The sequence below is a fragment of the Shewanella livingstonensis genome, from assembly GCF_003855395.1.
GTDB classification, from domain to species: Bacteria; Pseudomonadota; Gammaproteobacteria; order Enterobacterales; family Shewanellaceae; genus Shewanella; species Shewanella livingstonensis.
Genome location: NZ_CP034015.1, coordinates 278,640 through 295,025, shown reverse-complemented (window position 1 = coordinate 295,025; position 16,386 = coordinate 278,640). Strand labels below are relative to the sequence as shown.

Below are 16,386 nucleotides of genomic sequence, written 5' to 3'. Positions count from 1 at the left end.
AACATCAAACACCTCAGGTACTATCGATTAGGTTCAATCGTCCACCTAGTTCGGAGCGGCTTAATTCGTCAATATATTGATAGAGAACCTGCTTTTGCTGTTCGCCGAGTTTATGAGCCTTTGTCGAGATCATGTTGGCTTTCAAACCATCAATGCGAGAATTTAAGTAGTTTTTAACCCATTCATTGACACTGCGACGACTAGCCGTTAGTTGGCGAGCAACTTGAGCGCGATTGTGACATTCTAAGAAGCAAGAGACTGCCAAAATGCGAATACGCATACGGGCGTCTTTTTCTGACGTTGATAATTTAACGAGTTCAATAGATGTGTAATTTTTCACTGAATAGAATAATTTGAAAATGATGAGTGTATTAGATCATAATTTAATACGGATTGGTCTTAGTCATCATGGACGGCGCAGGTTAGCATCATCTATGTTTCGATATGCTTAAATTACAGATATAAAAAAGCCCGCTATATAATAGCGGGCTGTTTCACGACTCTTGCAAGTCAATTAGGCGCCTGGAAATGACCTACTCTCGCATGGGGAGACCCCACACTACCATCGGCGATACTGTGTTTCACTTCTGAGTTCGGAATGGGATCAGGTGGTGCCACAGCTCTATGGTTTCCAGACAAATTTGCATATCTAACACACTAATTCTTCATTAGGCATTAAATAATAATTCGGAAAGCTGATTGCTTCTATCTTACTTTGAGTCTCTTCACACCGTTTAAGCGCTTCATTCTAACACTAAGGTCAGTAAAACCCATCTGGGTTGTATGGTTAAGCCTCACGGGTCATTAGTACAAGTTAGCTCAACGCCTCACAACGCTTACACACCTTGCCTATCAACGTAGTAGTCTCCTACGGCCCTTTAGAGAGCTTAAAGCTCTAGGGATGACTCATCTTGGGGCTCGCTTCCCGCTTAGATGCTTTCAGCGGTTATCGATTCCGAACGTAGCTACCGGGCAATGCCATTGGCATGACAACCCGAACACCAGCGGTTCGTCCACTCCGGTCCTCTCGTACTAGGAGCAGCTCCCCTCAATCATCCAACGCCCACGGCAGATAGGGACCGAACTGTCTCACGACGTTCTGAACCCAGCTCGCGTACCACTTTAAATGGCGAACAGCCATACCCTTGGGACCGACTTCAGCCCCAGGATGTGATGAGCCGACATCGAGGTGCCAAACACCGCCGTCGATATGAACTCTTGGGCGGTATCAGCCTGTTATCCCCGGAGTACCTTTTATCCGTTGAGCGATGGCCCTTCCATTCAGAACCACCGGATCACTATGACCTACTTTCGTACCTGCTCGACGTGTATGTCTCGCAGTTAAGCTGGCTTATGCCATTGCACTAACCGTACGATGTCCGACCGTACTTAGCCAACCTTCGTGCTCCTCCGTTACTCTTTGGGAGGAGACCGCCCCAGTCAAACTACCCACCAGGCACTGTCCTCAACCCCGATAAGGGGCCAGAGTTAGAACATCAAAACTACAAGGGTGGTATTTCAAGATTGACTCCACTCAGACTAGCGTCCAAGCTTCAAAGTCTCCCACCTATCCTACACATGTAGGTTCAATGTTCAGTGCCAAGCTATAGTAAAGGTTCACGGGGTCTTTCCGTCTAGCCGCGGGTATACGGCATCTTCACCGCAATTTCAACTTCACTGAGTCTCGGCTGGAGACAGCGTGGCCATCATTACGCCATTCGTGCAGGTCGGAACTTACCCGACAAGGAATTTCGCTACCTTAGGACCGTTATAGTTACGGCCGCCGTTTACCGGGGCTTCGATCATGAGCTTCTCCGAAGATAACCCAATCAATTAACCTTCCGGCACCGGGCAGGCGTCACACCGTATACGTCATCTTGCGATTTTGCACAGTGCTGTGTTTTTGATAAACAGTTGCAGCCACCTGGTATCTGCGACTGCCGTCAGCTTAGGGAGCAAGTCCCATCACCAACAGCAGCGTACCTTCTCCCGAAGTTACGGTACCATTTTGCCTAGTTCCTTCAGCCGAGTTCTCTCAAGCGCCTTGGTATTCTCTACCCGACCACCTGTGTCGGTTTGGGGTACGATTCCTACTAACCTGAAGCTTAGAAGATTTTCCTGGAAGCATGGCATCAACTACTTCATCACCTTAGTGACTCGTCATCAGCTCTCAGCCTGTACATTAAAGTACGATTTCCCGGATTTGCCTAAGAAATCAACCTACCACCTTAAACGCGGACTACCAACGCCGCGCTAGCCTAGCCTTCTCCGTCTCTCCATCGCAGTTAGCAGAAGTACAGAAATATTAATCTGTTTCCCATCGACTACGCCTTTCGGCCTCGCCTTAGGAGTCGACTCACCCTGCCCCGATTAACGTTGGACAGGAACCCTTGGTCTTTCGGCGAGGGAGTTTTTCACTCCCTTTATCGTTACTCATGTCAGCATTCGCACTTCTGATACCTCCAGCGTGGGTTACCCCTTCACCTTCAACGGCTTACAGAACGCTCCTCTACCGCGCACTTCTAATGAAATGCACCCGTAGCTTCGGTGACTAGCTTAGCCCCGTTAAATCTTCCGCGCAGGCCGACTCGACTAGTGAGCTATTACGCTTTCTTTAAATGATGGCTGCTTCTAAGCCAACATCCTAGCTGTCTAAGCCTTCCCACATCGTTTCCCACTTAGCTAGTACTTTGGGACCTTAGCTGACGGTCTGGGTTGTTTCCCTTTTGACAACGGACGTTAGCACCCGCTGTCTGTCTCCCGAGTAGTACTCATTGGTATTCGGAGTTTGCAAAGGGTTGGTAAGTCGGGATGACCCCCTAGCCTTAACAGTGCTCTACCCCCAATGGTATTCGCTCGAGGCGCTACCTAAATAGCTTTCGAGGAGAACCAGATATCTCCGAGTTTGATTGGCCTTTCACCCCCAGCCACAAGTCATCCGCTCATTTTTCAACATAAGTCGGTTCGGTCCTCCAGTTGATGTTACTCAACCTTCAACCTGCCCATGGCTAGATCACTCGGTTTCGGGTCTACACCTTGCAACTAAACGCGCAGTTAACACTCGGTTTCCCTACGGCTCCGCTATTCGCTTAACCTCGCTACAAAATGTAAGTCGCTGACCCATTATACAAAAGGTACGCAGTCACGGTCTCAAGAACCGCTCCCACTGCTTGTACGTATACGGTTTCAGGTTCTATTTCACTCCCCTCACAGGGGTTCTTTTCGCCTTTCCCTCACGGTACTGGTTCACTATCGGTCAGTCAGGAGTATTTAGCCTTGGAGGATGGTCCCCCCATATTCAAACAGGATGTCACGTGTCCCGCCTTACTCGTTTTCATCTATGGTTAGTTTTCATGTACGGGGCTATCACCCTGTGCCGCTGTGCTTTCCAACACATTCCACTAACACCCCATAGACTTAAGGGCTAATCCCCGTTCGCTCGCCGCTACTAGGGGAATCTCGGTTGATTTCTTTTCCTCCGGGTACTTAGATGTTTCAGTTCCCCGGGTTTGCCTCATAACGCTATGTATTCACGTTATGATGACCACTTATGTGGCCGGGTTTCCCCATTCGGATATCGTTAGCTCAAATGCTTATTACTAGCTCGCCAACGCTTTTCGCAAGTTATTACGTCCTTCATCGCCTCTGACTGCCAAGGCATCCACCGTATACGCTTGGTCACTTAACCATACAACCCAAATGAGTTTCACACCCTTGAATTAACAAGAGAAGAGCTCTGGGTCATATCATGACCAGCTGGTTTTTACTTGTCTCACTCCCGACCAGGAAGTGGACTCGCCTTAGTCTTTTAGAATATTCAAGACACTTAAACAGTGTGTTGAGAACTCAAGTGTTAATGCTTTCGCATTAACGTTTTTCGCACTAACATAATCACACAAACGACAACGAATCATCATCCATGCGCCTTTAGTTAGTACTATCAGCTTTCCAAATTGTTAAAGAACAATGCTAACCGGCTCGCGGCGCATTTCACTCTACTTCCGAAGAAGTTAACAAGTAATCTGTGTGAACACTCACATGCATCGCTGCACTTTAGGTATTGAGTTAGTCGTATAGGTAAGGAGGTGATCCAGCCCCAGGTTCCCCTAGGGCTACCTTGTTACGACTTCACCCCAGTCATGAACCACAAAGTGGTGAGCGTTCTCCCGAAGGTTAAACTACCCACTTCTTTTGCAGCCCACTCCCATGGTGTGACGGGCGGTGTGTACAAGGCCCGGGAACGTATTCACCGTGGCATTCTGATCCACGATTACTAGCGATTCCGACTTCACGGAGTCGAGTTGCAGACTCCGATCCGGACTACGACGTACTTTGTGAGATTAGCTCCACCTCGCGGCTTTGCAACCCTCTGTATACGCCATTGTAGCACGTGTGTAGCCCTACTCGTAAGGGCCATGATGACTTGACGTCGTCCCCACCTTCCTCCGGTTTATCACCGGCAGTCTCCCTAGAGTTCCCACCATTACGTGCTGGCAAATAAGGATAGGGGTTGCGCTCGTTGCGGGACTTAACCCAACATTTCACAACACGAGCTGACGACAGCCATGCAGCACCTGTCTCACAGTTCCCGAAGGCACAAGTCCATCTCTGGTCTCTTCTGTGGATGTCAAGAGTAGGTAAGGTTCTTCGCGTTGCATCGAATTAAACCACATGCTCCACCGCTTGTGCGGGCCCCCGTCAATTCATTTGAGTTTTAACCTTGCGGCCGTACTCCCCAGGCGGTCTACTTAATGCGTTAGCTTGGGAGCCCAGTGACTAAGTCACCAAACTCCGAGTAGACATCGTTTACGGCGTGGACTACCAGGGTATCTAATCCTGTTTGCTCCCCACGCTTTCGTGCATGAGCGTCAGTCTTTGTCCAGGGGGCCGCCTTCGCCACCGGTATTCCTCCAGATATCTACGCATTTCACCGCTACACCTGGAATTCTACCCCCCTCTACAAGACTCTAGTTCGCCAGTTCCAAATGCAATTCCCAGGTTGAGCCCGGGGATTTCACATCTGGCTTAACAAACCGCCTGCGCACGCTTTACGCCCAGTAATTCCGATTAACGCTCGGACCCTCCGTATTACCGCGGCTGCTGGCACGGAGTTAGCCGGTCCTTCTTCTGTAGGTAACGTCACAGCAATGTGCTATTAACACATCACCTTTCCTCCCTACTGAAAGTGCTTTACAACCCGAAGGCCTTCTTCACACACGCGGCATGGCTGCATCAGGGTTTCCCCCATTGTGCAATATTCCCCACTGCTGCCTCCCGTAGGAGTCTGGGCCGTGTCTCAGTCCCAGTGTGGCTGATCATCCTCTCAGAACAGCTAGGGATCGTCGCCTTGGTGAGCCATTACCTCACCAACTAGCTAATCCCACCTAGGTTCATCCAATCGCGGAAGGCCCGAAGGTCCCCTCCTTTCCCCCGTAGGGCGTATGCGGTATTAGCAGTCGTTTCCAACTGTTATCCCCCTCGACTGGGCAGATCCCTAGGCATTACTCACCCGTCCGCCGCTCGTCACCTCAGAAGCAAGCTCCCTTGTGTTACCGCTCGACTTGCATGTGTTAGGCCTGCCGCCAGCGTTCAATCTGAGCCATGATCAAACTCTTCAATTAAAGTTCTTTTGACACATCCCCTTAAGAATGTATCGGCTCAATGAATTCTGATTTTGTTTTCTAAATCCCGAAGAACCTAGATAACGTTTGTACATATTACTATGAACACTCATCGTTGCATTGAGTTTAAATTTTTTGATTGCCAACATTCCGAAGAACAGAAGACAATTTCGAATAACTCAATACCTGTGAATGTCCACACAGATTTCTTGTTTAGATTGTTAAAGAACGTGATGTCGATTTTTCAGACATCGCCATAAGACGCTAGGTCGTTGGCTTGGGGTGCGTATTCTACGCTTTCCCGTGTCGGCGTCAAGTGTTTTTTCAAACTTTCTTTTCGCCTTGAATTCAGTGTTATTAACCACTTAACTCAACCCAACTCGGTGACCGCTTTCGCTGTCTGCCGTGTCAGTGGATGCGCATTATAGGCAACACAAGATTTTGTGCAAGGCCTTTTTAAAGGTTATTTGTTATTTTCAGCTTGTTTGCGGATAATTTAGCCTGACCAGCTAGTTTTTAAGCATTATACTGTCACAAACCATGAATATATAAGGATTGTTATGTCTACCAATGTAAGAACTTACCAAGGGATACACCCTAATTTAGCTGATAACGTCTATGTTGATGAGTCTGCGGTACTTGTCGGGGATATTAAATTAGACCACGACGCGAGTATTTGGCCATTAGTGGCCGCTCGTGGTGATGTGAATAAGATCCGTATTGGTAAACGCAGTAATGTTCAAGATGGCAGTGTATTGCATGTCACGCGTAAATCGCCTTCTAACCCTGATGGTAATCCATTAATTATAGGCGATGATGTGACTATTGGTCATAAGGCTATGTTGCATGGCTGCAAGATTGGTCATCGTGTACTAATAGGTATGGGCGCTATTTTACTTGATGGTGCAATAGTAGAAGATGACGTAATTGTCGGCGCGGGGTCATTGGTACCACCCAATAAAGTTTTGCAGAGTGGTTACTTATATGTAGGCAGCCCATGTAAGCAAGTGAGACCGTTAACGGATGCTGAACGTGCCTTTTTACCTCAGTCTGCTGATAACTATGTTCGTTTAAAAAACGAATACTTAGTGGATTTACAACAGTAGAGTCAATTCGTATATACGATATGGATCAATTTTGATTGGTCTATTTCGTTTTAAGCCTTATCAAAACAAGTCACTCCCCACATTTCTTTATGATATTGATTGATACACTCACAATAATTTATAGGATAGATCGTCCCTAACACATGCTGTAGTATTTATGTCGTCATTACAGACATATGCTGACAGCACAATTGGTCTATATTTTATGGATGTGTTTACTTTACTTGAAATACAGCCAACACAGTACATAACCTAAACAGTATTACTTACTTATTACCAAGGATGATTAAAGTGAAAACTAAAGGACGCATTAACAATAAGCATATTGCCTATGTCGACCTTAAGAGTCATCTACTCTTACTCGTTGTGCCTCTAATCCTGTTAATCATTATCTTCATACTTGCTGCTCCAGACAGTTCAGTGCTGTATTTATATCTATTACTTATTTGTGGTGTTTACGCTTTGAGCTATGGCATCACTTATTATATTAACAAACAGAATATTTCGCGTCTTTGGCAACATTTAGAACAAGTGATTCATATTAACGATACAACTTATGAATTAGTTAATTTGGCCAGCCAATATGATTCTGAAAAATCTTTTTTAGACGCCCTATTACAAAAAGCAGTAAGTGCTATAGATGATGCTGAAATGGGTAGTATTATTTTAGTTGATAAGAACACCAGCAGATTACAATTTGAGTCGGTTGTGGGCTTAGATATAGACGCTCTTCGAAAAATAAACTTTACCTTAGAAGAAACCTTTCAGTTTCGACGAACCAACGGTCGCTGTGATAAAGCGGTTGTAATTAACAATATGAAAAATATCAATGCTAAAAGCACTCTCACCAATGAAGATCAACATGCACTAATACATGCTTCGATAAAACCTATTTGTTCAACCTTGTCGAGCCCAATTCATATTGACGGTGATCTTTATGGAATGATGAACTTAGACAGTAGCAAGATGGAAGCCTTTGGTGATTACGATATTAATTTAGTTAATATTCTAACTTCAGAAGCTGCTAATGCGATTTCGTTGTATCAAAAGTCAAAGAAAATTGAAATCATGGCAGATTATGATGGGTTAACCGAACTGTACAACCGTAAGAAGTTTGATGCCACAATTTTACAATGGCAGCACGACCCAAAGTTGGCTAGTTACGTTATTATCTTGGATATGGATAATTTAAAACCACTCAACGATGAGCATGGACATCAAGCCGGTGATGATGCATTAAAAGCCTTTGCCAAATCGTTAAAGTCGCTATGGCATGCTGATTTTTTGGTGGCGCGCTATGGTGGTGATGAGTTTGTGGCTTTATGTCGTGGCCCAATAGAGGCTATAGAATTACAAATTAAACAATTACAACAAGACTTAGCCGCTTGTTCACCCGCCATTCACTTTAGCTACGGGTTTGCACAATATGATCAAGATTGGACGAGTGCCTTTAAACAGGCTGATAATAATATGTATAGCCAGAAGCGACTCAAGAAAAGGGCGCTTTCAAAACCTGCGCTTGACTAGATCGATACATATGACTCATTAAACCTATCAGGCAGTCACTATAATCTCACCGCTGTCGCTAAAAGCCTCTTGCTCAATAAGGCTTTCAGCTCTGTCTTCTAGATCAAAGCGACATTGCTCAAACAAACTGCCGGCATTATGTTTGCTCACGAGTTGATTATCACAAAGCTCACTAATAATAACAAAGCTGGCAAAACAGTTAATGTTCATGCCCTGCTGCTGCGCAATAAATCTTACCTTATTGGTTTCGATAAAGAGCTGATCGGAAAAAATCACACTTTGATTCATTAATCGGCTACCTTTTGGGTCATTAACCCACGCAATTGCCGTATGACAGAAGCGGTATCAGGAGTCACACCTCGCCATAAACTAAAACTTTTTGCAGCTTGGCCCACTAACATCCCTAAACCATCAGCGGTTTTGCGCGCATGCTGATTTTGAGCCCATTGGTTAAATACTGTGGTTTGCTGGCTATAAGTCATGTCGTAACAATCTGTGGTTTCATCTACGATAACGCTAGGTAGAGCAATTAACTGTCCAGATAAACCCGCTGACGTTGAGTTAATCACTAAATCAAATGGCGAGATTAAATCTTCAATCGGCTTAGCAAAAAAATTGCCATATTCATTAAATAATTTTTGAAGTTGCTCTGCTTTCTCATGTGTGCGATTACAGATAACTAATTGAGCCACATTATGTTCTAAAATAGGTAAGATACAGCCTCGTGCCGCACCACCAGCACCGACCAATAACACTCGCTTACCTTTTAATGAACCAAACAACATTTCGAGGTCATTCACCAAACCAATACCGTCGGTATTATCACCACCAATTTTGCCATTAGGCAAATTAAACAAGGTGTTGACTGCGCCAGCCTGTTTCGCCATATCACTGAGTTCGTCACACATGGCAAATGCTTGTTCTTTAAAAGGAGCGGTAACATTAGCGCCTTGACCACCATCGGCAAAGAAAGTCGTTAAATAAGAGTCAAATTTATCAACCGGTGCCAGAATAGCTTCATAGCTTAAGTCTTGCTGAGTTTGCTTAGCAAACTCAGCATGTATAAATGGTGACTTACTTTGGGCTATAGGGTTACCAAATACTGCATACTTATCGGTCATATGTATCATCTCTTCGTTAACGGCATTATTTGTCTACGATGGAAACATCCCACTTATAACGTAAGATGTTATCGGCTGTATGCCTCAGGCATTGCCGTTTTTTGCAAATAGCGATCACGTAGCTTGTCTTGGCGGCTGTCAGTACTTTGCTCTTCTCCTGCTATCCACATTTTTTGCACTTTACTACTGAATTCGAATGGGTCGCCGCTCCACAAAACTAAATCTGCCGGTTTGCCAACGGCAATGCGTCCAGTTTCTAAATGAAAAATATCAGCCACATTTGCAGTCACAGCAGCCAACGCATCATCATAACTCATGCCATTAGCGACCGCATTTCCGGCACTAAAACGTAAGGCATAAATACCATGGCTATCACCCGGTAGAGCAATCGCCACTTTGACACCTGCTTTGACTAGCTTACCTGCATTCTCGAGTGAATTATGCAGCGAATCAAAATTTTCTGGCAAGTTACGCATACTGTCAATCACCACCGGAATATTGGCTTGAGCTAACTTATCGGCAATGAGCACTGCATCAGCGGCATTAACTAAAATAAGCTCAAGATCTAAATTTTGCTTTAGCTTGATCAAATGCAATATATCGCTGGCCCGATCGACCTCGACAATTAATGGTTTCTCGCCTGCCAATACCGCATTAATAATATCATCTTCGCGAGTAAGCTCTACGTCATCTTCTTTAGTAGACGCTTTAGCTTTACTCTTTTTAGCTTGAGCTTTTTTAGCATCTTCGAGCTTATGGATTAATTGCTGCATACCCGAAGCCCGCGAGCCTTCTTCTGTCGCGCCCAAACTAACAACTAATCCGGTGTTAGCGGCCAATATACTGTTCCAATTACCACTTAAGTTAACCGTAAATATCTGCCCAGAAAAAATATCATCACCACCTCCAGATGACACTACATTACGTGTAATACCACCTTTTCGTGCAAATGCTACCGTCGTTACTTTAGGGTTATAGGCTAGACTAGGGTCAAAAATAATATCAGCTTTTTTTTCGTAAGTATCAAGCGAGGATCCTACGGCACCAATCTCTACAAGCCCCAGGTCATTCATACTAGCAATTAAACCTGGGGTTAAGATTGCGCCCTTGGCATCGATAATCGTATCCGCGGTAGTTGATGTGGGATTAATTGCGACAATTTTTCCGTCTTCAATCACTACCGTAGCATCTTTTAATACGCCTTGATCGGTCACGGTATGCACAGTTGCATGAATAATAGCTACACTTTCGGCTTGAGCTGCGCCACAACTGAATGCAAGACTGATAGATAAACTCAAAGCAAGCGCAGATTTGTTAAATAGTGTCATTGTCTTGCTCCTTATTGCTGACCTAACATAAAGTCACTTTTTGCCTGATAGGTTGGGTCTTGGCGGTCATATACTTTAGCCCCATCAATAAATACCTGTTCCGCTTGGGCGTAAACACTAAACGGATTGGTATTCCACACCACTACATCAGCATTTTTACCCTTTTCAAGTGAACCAGTTTTATCACTAATTCCCAATGATTTAGCCGCGTTAGCGGTAAGCCAACCAATCACGTGTTCTTCTTTCAAATCAAATCCGTTTTCATTAGCATTATGCATTATTTTGGCCGTTTCTTGATTTAGGCGTTGAATTGTTACACCTGAATCTGAGTGTACAATTGCACAAGCGTTTTTAACTGCATCAACTATCGCGACATTTTCGAGTACCATGTCGTAAGCTTCTAACTTAAAGCCCCACCAATCTGGCCACATCGCGGCACAGTTACCATTTTCGGCTAACAAGTCGGCAATTTTGTAAGCTTCTACGGCATGATGGAATGTCCCAGCGTGATAACCAAACTCCTTGCCTAAGTCGATCATCATCGCCATTTCTTCGGCTTTATAGCAATGATTGTGTATTAAAATATCACCTTCAAGCACGCCCTTTAAGGTGTCTTTCATTAGGTCTCGTTCAGGTACAAGAGGATTTTTCCCTGCGGCGTAATCAGCATCGTACTTATCCCAAGCACGCTTGTATTCTGTGGCTTGAATAAATGCCGTACGGTAGCCTGCCATATTTCCCATACGAGTCATGGGTAATTCGTTGCGACTGCCATAGAGTGATTTTGGATTTTCACCACAGGCCATTTTTAAACCATAAGGCGCATTAGGAAATTTCATCGCTTGCATTGTTGTCGCTGGAACATTCTTTAACGTTACCCCACGACCGCCAATGAGGTTGGCAGAACCAGGTAAGATTTGTAGCGTAGTGACACCACCTTCACGAGCACGATTAAAGCCAGGATCTTGCGGCCATACACTATGCTCAGCCCACACCTCTGCGGTCACGGGGTTAGTCATTTCGTTACCGTCATTATGTGACTCAGCATTCGGGCTTGGGTAAACACCTAAATGTGAATGCACATCAATAATACCAGGGGTAATCCACTTGCCTTTGACATCAATTACCACCGCACCTTCGTCAGACAGTTGTGGTCCAACAGCACTAATTTTACCGTCTTTAATTAACACATCGGCACCATCAATACGTTGACCGGTACCAGTTAATACAATGGCATTTTTAAGCAACGTAGTTGAGTTAGGTAGCACATGATAAGTACTAGGATACGGATTAGTATTGATGGTAACTTTCGGGTCTTGTTGTTCTGCTGGGCTACAACCTGCAATGGCAGTTGATAACGCCACAGCAACTAATGAAGGGATTAGTTTTGCCATTTGGCTCTCCTTTTTATTTGCGCCCAATCTAACCAAGTTAACGGCTTTAATACAGCGTAATCGTTAAATAATTGGTATCAAAACGTTAACAATAAAATAATTCATTGATGCTAATGATTTCGATATAATAACCACGATATTCTTAATGACAGATAATATGAACTGGTTACGTAAATTATTCACTAAGCCTCAAGTCGACGATGGCAGAGATCCAACACAGTCAAATGCCTACGATATTATTGGTGGCGATAACGTTATCCGCGCGATTGCCCACGACTTCTACCAACAAATGCAAACGCGCCCCGAAACCCAAGCATTATTAGCAATACATCGTTCACCAATTGCAGATTCAGAACAAAAACTGTATGAGTTTTTAAGTGGCTGGTTAGGTGGGCCACCGCTATATCAGCAAAAACATGGTAACCCTGCATTACGCGCAAGACACACGCCCTTCGCGATTGATGAGTCTATGCGCGATCAGTGGTTAATTTGCATGCGCGCAGCGATTAACAACGCAATAAAAAAGCCTGAACATCAACAAGTGATTATTCAGGCTATTTCGACTCTAGCGGACAACATGCGCAACCAATGATCAATTAACGCAGCATGTAAAGATCAAATATTCGATTGATATTACGTTTGGCCTAACCAATCTTGTGGCTTTAAGTAGATGTCGTATAATTCAGCTTCAGGGCTATCTTCTTCTGGGGTAAATGCATATTCCCAGCGCACCAGCGGCGGCATCGACATTAAAATCGATTCAGTACGGCCACCTGTTTGTAAACCAAACAAGGTGCCGCGATCATAAACTAAGTTAAACTCAACATAGCGACCACGACGATAAAGTTGGAACTGACGCTCATCATCACTGTATTCTAAAGTCTTATTTCGCTCAACAATCGGTGCATAAGCTTCAATAAAGCCATTGCCTACTGCTTGCATAAATTCAAAGCTACGTTCAAAACCAGGCTCGTTTAAATCATCAAAAAACAATCCGCCAACACCTCGTGTTTCATTTCGATGTGGCAAGAAGAAGTAATCATCACACCATTTTTTGTATTTAGGATAAACATCTTCACCAAATGGCTGGCAGATATCGTTAGCCATTTGATGCCAACTAATGACATCCTTTTTAAATGGATAATAAGGTGTTAAATCAAACCCGCCACCAAACCACCACACCGGATCAGCCCCTGCTTTACTGGCAATAAAAAACCGTACGTTAGCGTGTGTGGTTGGGATATAAGGATTGTTAGGATGGATTACTAAAGACACCCCCATAGCTTCAAAGCTACGTCCAGCCAATTCAGGACGATGCGCGGTAGCCGATGCCGGCATTGCGGCACCCATTACATGCGAAAAGTTAACCCCAGCTTGCTCAAATACTTTACCTTGGGTTAATACCCGGCTAGTGCCACCACCACCTTCTTCACGCTGCCATGAATCCGCTTTAAAACTGGCTTTGCCATCGAGTAGCTCTAAACGCTGACAAATATTTTGCTGTAATGCTAACAGGAATGATTTTACTTGTTGTACGTCTGGCGCTTGAGAATGCTTGTTTGTCATAATATTAGCTTCCACTGCGAAGAATTTGACCACTGCGAGCATCGATAATGGTTGATGGCTGACGCTGTTCGCCCAGCTGACCTAAAATCAATGCATCAATTTTATCGCTAAAATCAGTGATGATATGTTGTGCATCGACCACCGGTTGCTCACCGGCTAAATTGGCGCTTGTCGATACTAGAGGTTTATTGAGGGTGTTACATAACTCTCGCACCACTGGGTGAGCTGATACGCGCACGGCTATTGAGTCAAACTCACCGCAGAGTAATTTAGATACATGTGACTTTATTGGCATAACAAAAGTAAAGGGGCCTGGCCACTTTGATTGTGCAAACTGCAACTGCTGTTCAGTTAGCAGAGTAATATCAAGGTAAGGTAACAGTTGCTCAAACGAACTTGCCACTAAAATTAACCCTTTCTGCCAGGGGCGCTGTTTAACCGCTAACAATTTTTCAATAGCACTGTCGTTGTCAGGATCGCATCCTAAACCGAACACCGCTTCGGTAGGATAAGCAATCACGCCGCCTTGGTTTATCACGGCGGCGACAGCAGATGGTTGCAACTGCAACATGGAATTTCCTTGAATAGTTAGTGGTGTAAACGAAAACTACAAAGCTCGCTTATATTTACAGGATTTTTGCGGACACTCTACTCTACTGCCCGCAGCACCTTTGCGTTCGACTAAAATGCCGAAGCCACAATCAGGACAAGCTTCATTATAGGGAGGATAGTTTACGATAAACTTGCATTTTGGATAGGCACTACATGCAAAAAAAGTCTTCCCATAACGACTGGTACGCGATTCAAGGTGGCCTTTAGCACACAGAGGGCAAACAATCTGTTCAGTTTGATTAGTATGGTCGTGTTTTTCAATGTGAGTACATTCAGGATAGTGAGTACAGCCAATAAAAATACCAAATCGACCAGACTTCACCGCTAATTCATGACCACACTGCGGACATTGAGAACCACTGATAACTTGAGTTTCGATCGACTCATGTTGCACTAGTGGACGAGTATAGTCACACGTTGGATAATTATTACAGCCAACAAAGCTGCCATGTTTACTGTGTTTAACCGACAGCTCCGAACCACAAACAGGACAAAGTTCAAACTCTTTCTCCAGTGCATGCTCGTGGACAGTAAACAACTGCGGATCAATTTTCGACATGGTGCTCTCAATGAATGATGTTATGTAGATCTAAAAAAGGAGGCTAAGCCTCCTTTATGTTATGAGTGTAATCGCCCCTCTGGCTGCTCGAAGATTAAATCCTCCATCTGCTCATAGGCCGACTCATTTCCGGGCACATTAAATAGTACCATTAAGACTACCCATTTTAGATCTTCTAATCCTAACGTTGGCTCATCTAACTCCATAACCCGATCAATGACCATTTCACGAGTTTCGACACTGAGTACTTGGATTTGCTCCAAAAACAGTAAAAAACCACGACACTCAACATCTAACTTGGACATTTCCGCTTTGGTATAAATACGAAATGAATGTTGAGCATGATTACACAAGTAAGGTTTATCGCTTTCTTGTAGATCAGCAAGGTGCTCTAACCAAGAAAGTGCTTTTATAATATCAACTTGATGAAAACCAGCACGAGTTAACTCTTTAGTCAGCTCATCTTCATCAACTAATAATTCAATTTCACTATGAACATAATTTTCAAATAAATACATGAGGATATCGAACATGGCTAACTCCTCTTTAGTCTGACGTAACCACCGGGCACAGCTGCAACCCACCCTTGTAACTCAAGTTCAAGCATTTGTATTAACACCAGATCTATTGATTTCCCACTGTCCTCAACCACGGCGTCTAGAGAGGTCGTTTCGTACCCTACACTAGCTAACAGCGGAGGAAATGGCAAATCAGTAATGCCATTATCCTGTATATGGTACCGTAGATGCAATTGTTCAAGGTGATAATCCGATAAACACCCTAATTCTTCTATTATATCGGCAGCAGACTCGACAAGTTTTGCACCATTTTTAATTAGATCATGACAACCTTGGCTATACCCTCCTAATACAGATCCTGGCACCGCAAACACTTCACGATTTTGCTCCATTGCCAGCCGAGCACTAATTAACGAACCACTTTTACGACTTGCCTCCACGACAACAGTACCTAAGCTTAGGCCGCTGACAATACGATTACGTCGAGGAAAGTTACCTGCAAAGGGGCCTATTTCTGGCCAATACTCACTGATTACGCAACCAGTATTGATAATGTCATGATACAAATTTTGATGTCGCTTAGGATAAATACACTCAACTCCGCAGCCGAGCACCGCAATCGTCGTCCCATTTACTGCCAACGTCGCTTTATGGGCTGCGCCATCAATACCGGTTGCCATACCACTGGTAATGGCGAAACCTTGATTTGCTAGATGACGGGCTAGATCAGCCGTCATATCTAGCCCGCCTCTAGAAGCATTACGACTACCGACAATAGCGATACTAGGTAACACCAGAGATTCTATTGATCCTTTGACAAATAACACCTGTGGCGGATCGCTAATTTGCGCAAGTAATGGTGGGTAAAGTGGATCAGAGAGGGTCACGATATAGTGATTAGGCTGTGAATCAAGCCAAGCTAAAGCTTGCTCGACTTTATTAAAATCAATATGACATTTAGCCAACAGGCTTGCCGATAGCGGCAAGGCCTGCGGTTCAAACTCTAAACGTTGACGAATTTCTTCAACGTCCAT

13 protein-coding genes and 3 rRNA genes are annotated in these 16,386 nt (G+C 44.4%); 3 read left to right on the top strand and 13 right to left on the bottom strand.

Annotated features, from left to right (window positions below):
- Window positions 1-13: 13 nt before the first annotated feature.
- From EGC82_RS01320 to EGC82_RS01305, 4 genes are all read right to left on the bottom strand, one after another.
- A complete protein-coding gene (locus EGC82_RS01320; protein ID WP_124729171.1) occupies window positions 14-340 on the bottom strand; it encodes a helix-turn-helix domain-containing protein in 327 nt (108 codons plus the stop codon).
- Between the two features lie 180 nt (window positions 341-520).
- Window positions 521-636, bottom strand: a 5S ribosomal RNA gene (rrf, locus tag EGC82_RS01315).
- A 147-nt stretch (window positions 637-783) separates the two neighbouring features.
- A 23S ribosomal RNA gene (locus tag EGC82_RS01310) occupies window positions 784-3,688 on the bottom strand.
- Window positions 3,689-4,078: 390 nt separating this feature from the next.
- Window positions 4,079-5,621, bottom strand: a 16S ribosomal RNA gene (locus EGC82_RS01305).
- The 16S, 23S and 5S rRNA genes sit together here, the layout of an rRNA operon.
- A gap of 560 nt (window positions 5,622-6,181) precedes the next feature.
- Between EGC82_RS01305 and EGC82_RS01300 the strand changes: the two genes are divergently transcribed.
- Window positions 6,182-6,727: a gamma carbonic anhydrase family protein gene (locus tag EGC82_RS01300; RefSeq protein ID WP_124729170.1), complete on the top strand. Its 546-nt coding sequence runs from the start codon at window positions 6,182-6,184 to the stop codon at window positions 6,725-6,727.
- Between the two features lie 291 nt (window positions 6,728-7,018).
- Window positions 7,019-8,254 carry a sensor domain-containing diguanylate cyclase gene (locus EGC82_RS01295; protein ID WP_124729169.1) on the top strand — a complete coding sequence of 412 codons (1,236 nt, stop codon included), beginning with the start codon at window positions 7,019-7,021 and terminating at the stop codon, window positions 8,252-8,254.
- A 27-nt stretch (window positions 8,255-8,281) separates the two neighbouring features.
- On the opposite strand, the gene EGC82_RS01290 is transcribed toward EGC82_RS01295, so the two are convergent.
- The 4 genes from EGC82_RS01290 to EGC82_RS01275 all read right to left on the bottom strand — a co-directional run bounded on the left by EGC82_RS01290 (window position 8,282) and on the right by EGC82_RS01275 (window position 12,097).
- A complete protein-coding gene (locus tag EGC82_RS01290) occupies window positions 8,282-8,542 on the bottom strand; it encodes a DUF1488 family protein (protein WP_124729168.1) in 261 nt (86 codons plus the stop codon).
- Window positions 8,542-9,375 carry a shikimate dehydrogenase gene (aroE, locus tag EGC82_RS01285; RefSeq protein ID WP_124729167.1) on the bottom strand — a complete coding sequence of 278 codons (834 nt, stop codon included), beginning with the start codon at window positions 9,373-9,375 and terminating at the stop codon, window positions 8,542-8,544. Before aroE ends, EGC82_RS01290 begins: the two co-directional genes overlap by 1 nt.
- A gap of 68 nt (window positions 9,376-9,443) precedes the next feature.
- A complete protein-coding gene (locus tag EGC82_RS01280; protein WP_124729166.1) occupies window positions 9,444-10,703 on the bottom strand; it encodes an amidohydrolase family protein in 1,260 nt (419 codons plus the stop codon).
- 11 nt (window positions 10,704-10,714) lie between these two features.
- Window positions 10,715-12,097, bottom strand: coding sequence for an amidohydrolase (locus EGC82_RS01275; protein WP_124729165.1), 1,383 nt, complete (start codon window positions 12,095-12,097; stop codon window positions 10,715-10,717).
- Between the two features lie 157 nt (window positions 12,098-12,254).
- Between EGC82_RS01275 and EGC82_RS01270 the strand changes: the two genes are divergently transcribed.
- Window positions 12,255-12,689, top strand: a complete 435-nt coding sequence (locus tag EGC82_RS01270) for a group II truncated hemoglobin (RefSeq protein ID WP_124732528.1) — start codon at window positions 12,255-12,257, stop codon at window positions 12,687-12,689.
- A gap of 41 nt (window positions 12,690-12,730) precedes the next feature.
- Here EGC82_RS01270 and hemF read toward each other — a convergent pair whose 3' ends face one another.
- The 5 genes from hemF to dprA are packed head-to-tail and all read right to left on the bottom strand — an operon-like array spanning window position 12,731 to window position 16,386.
- Window positions 12,731-13,663: an oxygen-dependent coproporphyrinogen oxidase gene (gene hemF, locus EGC82_RS01265; RefSeq protein WP_124729164.1), complete on the bottom strand. Its 933-nt coding sequence runs from the start codon at window positions 13,661-13,663 to the stop codon at window positions 12,731-12,733.
- A 4-nt stretch (window positions 13,664-13,667) separates the two neighbouring features.
- Window positions 13,668-14,234 (bottom strand): L-threonylcarbamoyladenylate synthase type 1 TsaC, encoded by a 567-nt coding sequence (tsaC, locus tag EGC82_RS01260; protein WP_124729163.1) that lies wholly within the window; start codon window positions 14,232-14,234, stop codon window positions 13,668-13,670.
- 36 nt (window positions 14,235-14,270) lie between these two features.
- Complete coding sequence (locus tag EGC82_RS01255) at window positions 14,271-14,834, bottom strand: DNA topoisomerase family protein (RefSeq protein ID WP_124729162.1); 564 nt, start codon at window positions 14,832-14,834, stop codon at window positions 14,271-14,273.
- Window positions 14,835-14,893: 59 nt separating this feature from the next.
- The gene (locus EGC82_RS01250; RefSeq protein ID WP_124729161.1) at window positions 14,894-15,367 is read right to left on the bottom strand and encodes a DUF494 family protein; all 474 of its coding nucleotides are present in this window, start codon (window positions 15,365-15,367) and stop codon (window positions 14,894-14,896) included.
- A 2-nt stretch (window positions 15,368-15,369) separates the two neighbouring features.
- The gene (gene dprA, locus EGC82_RS01245; protein WP_124729160.1) at window positions 15,370-16,386 is read right to left on the bottom strand and encodes a DNA-processing protein DprA; all 1,017 of its coding nucleotides are present in this window, start codon (window positions 16,384-16,386) and stop codon (window positions 15,370-15,372) included.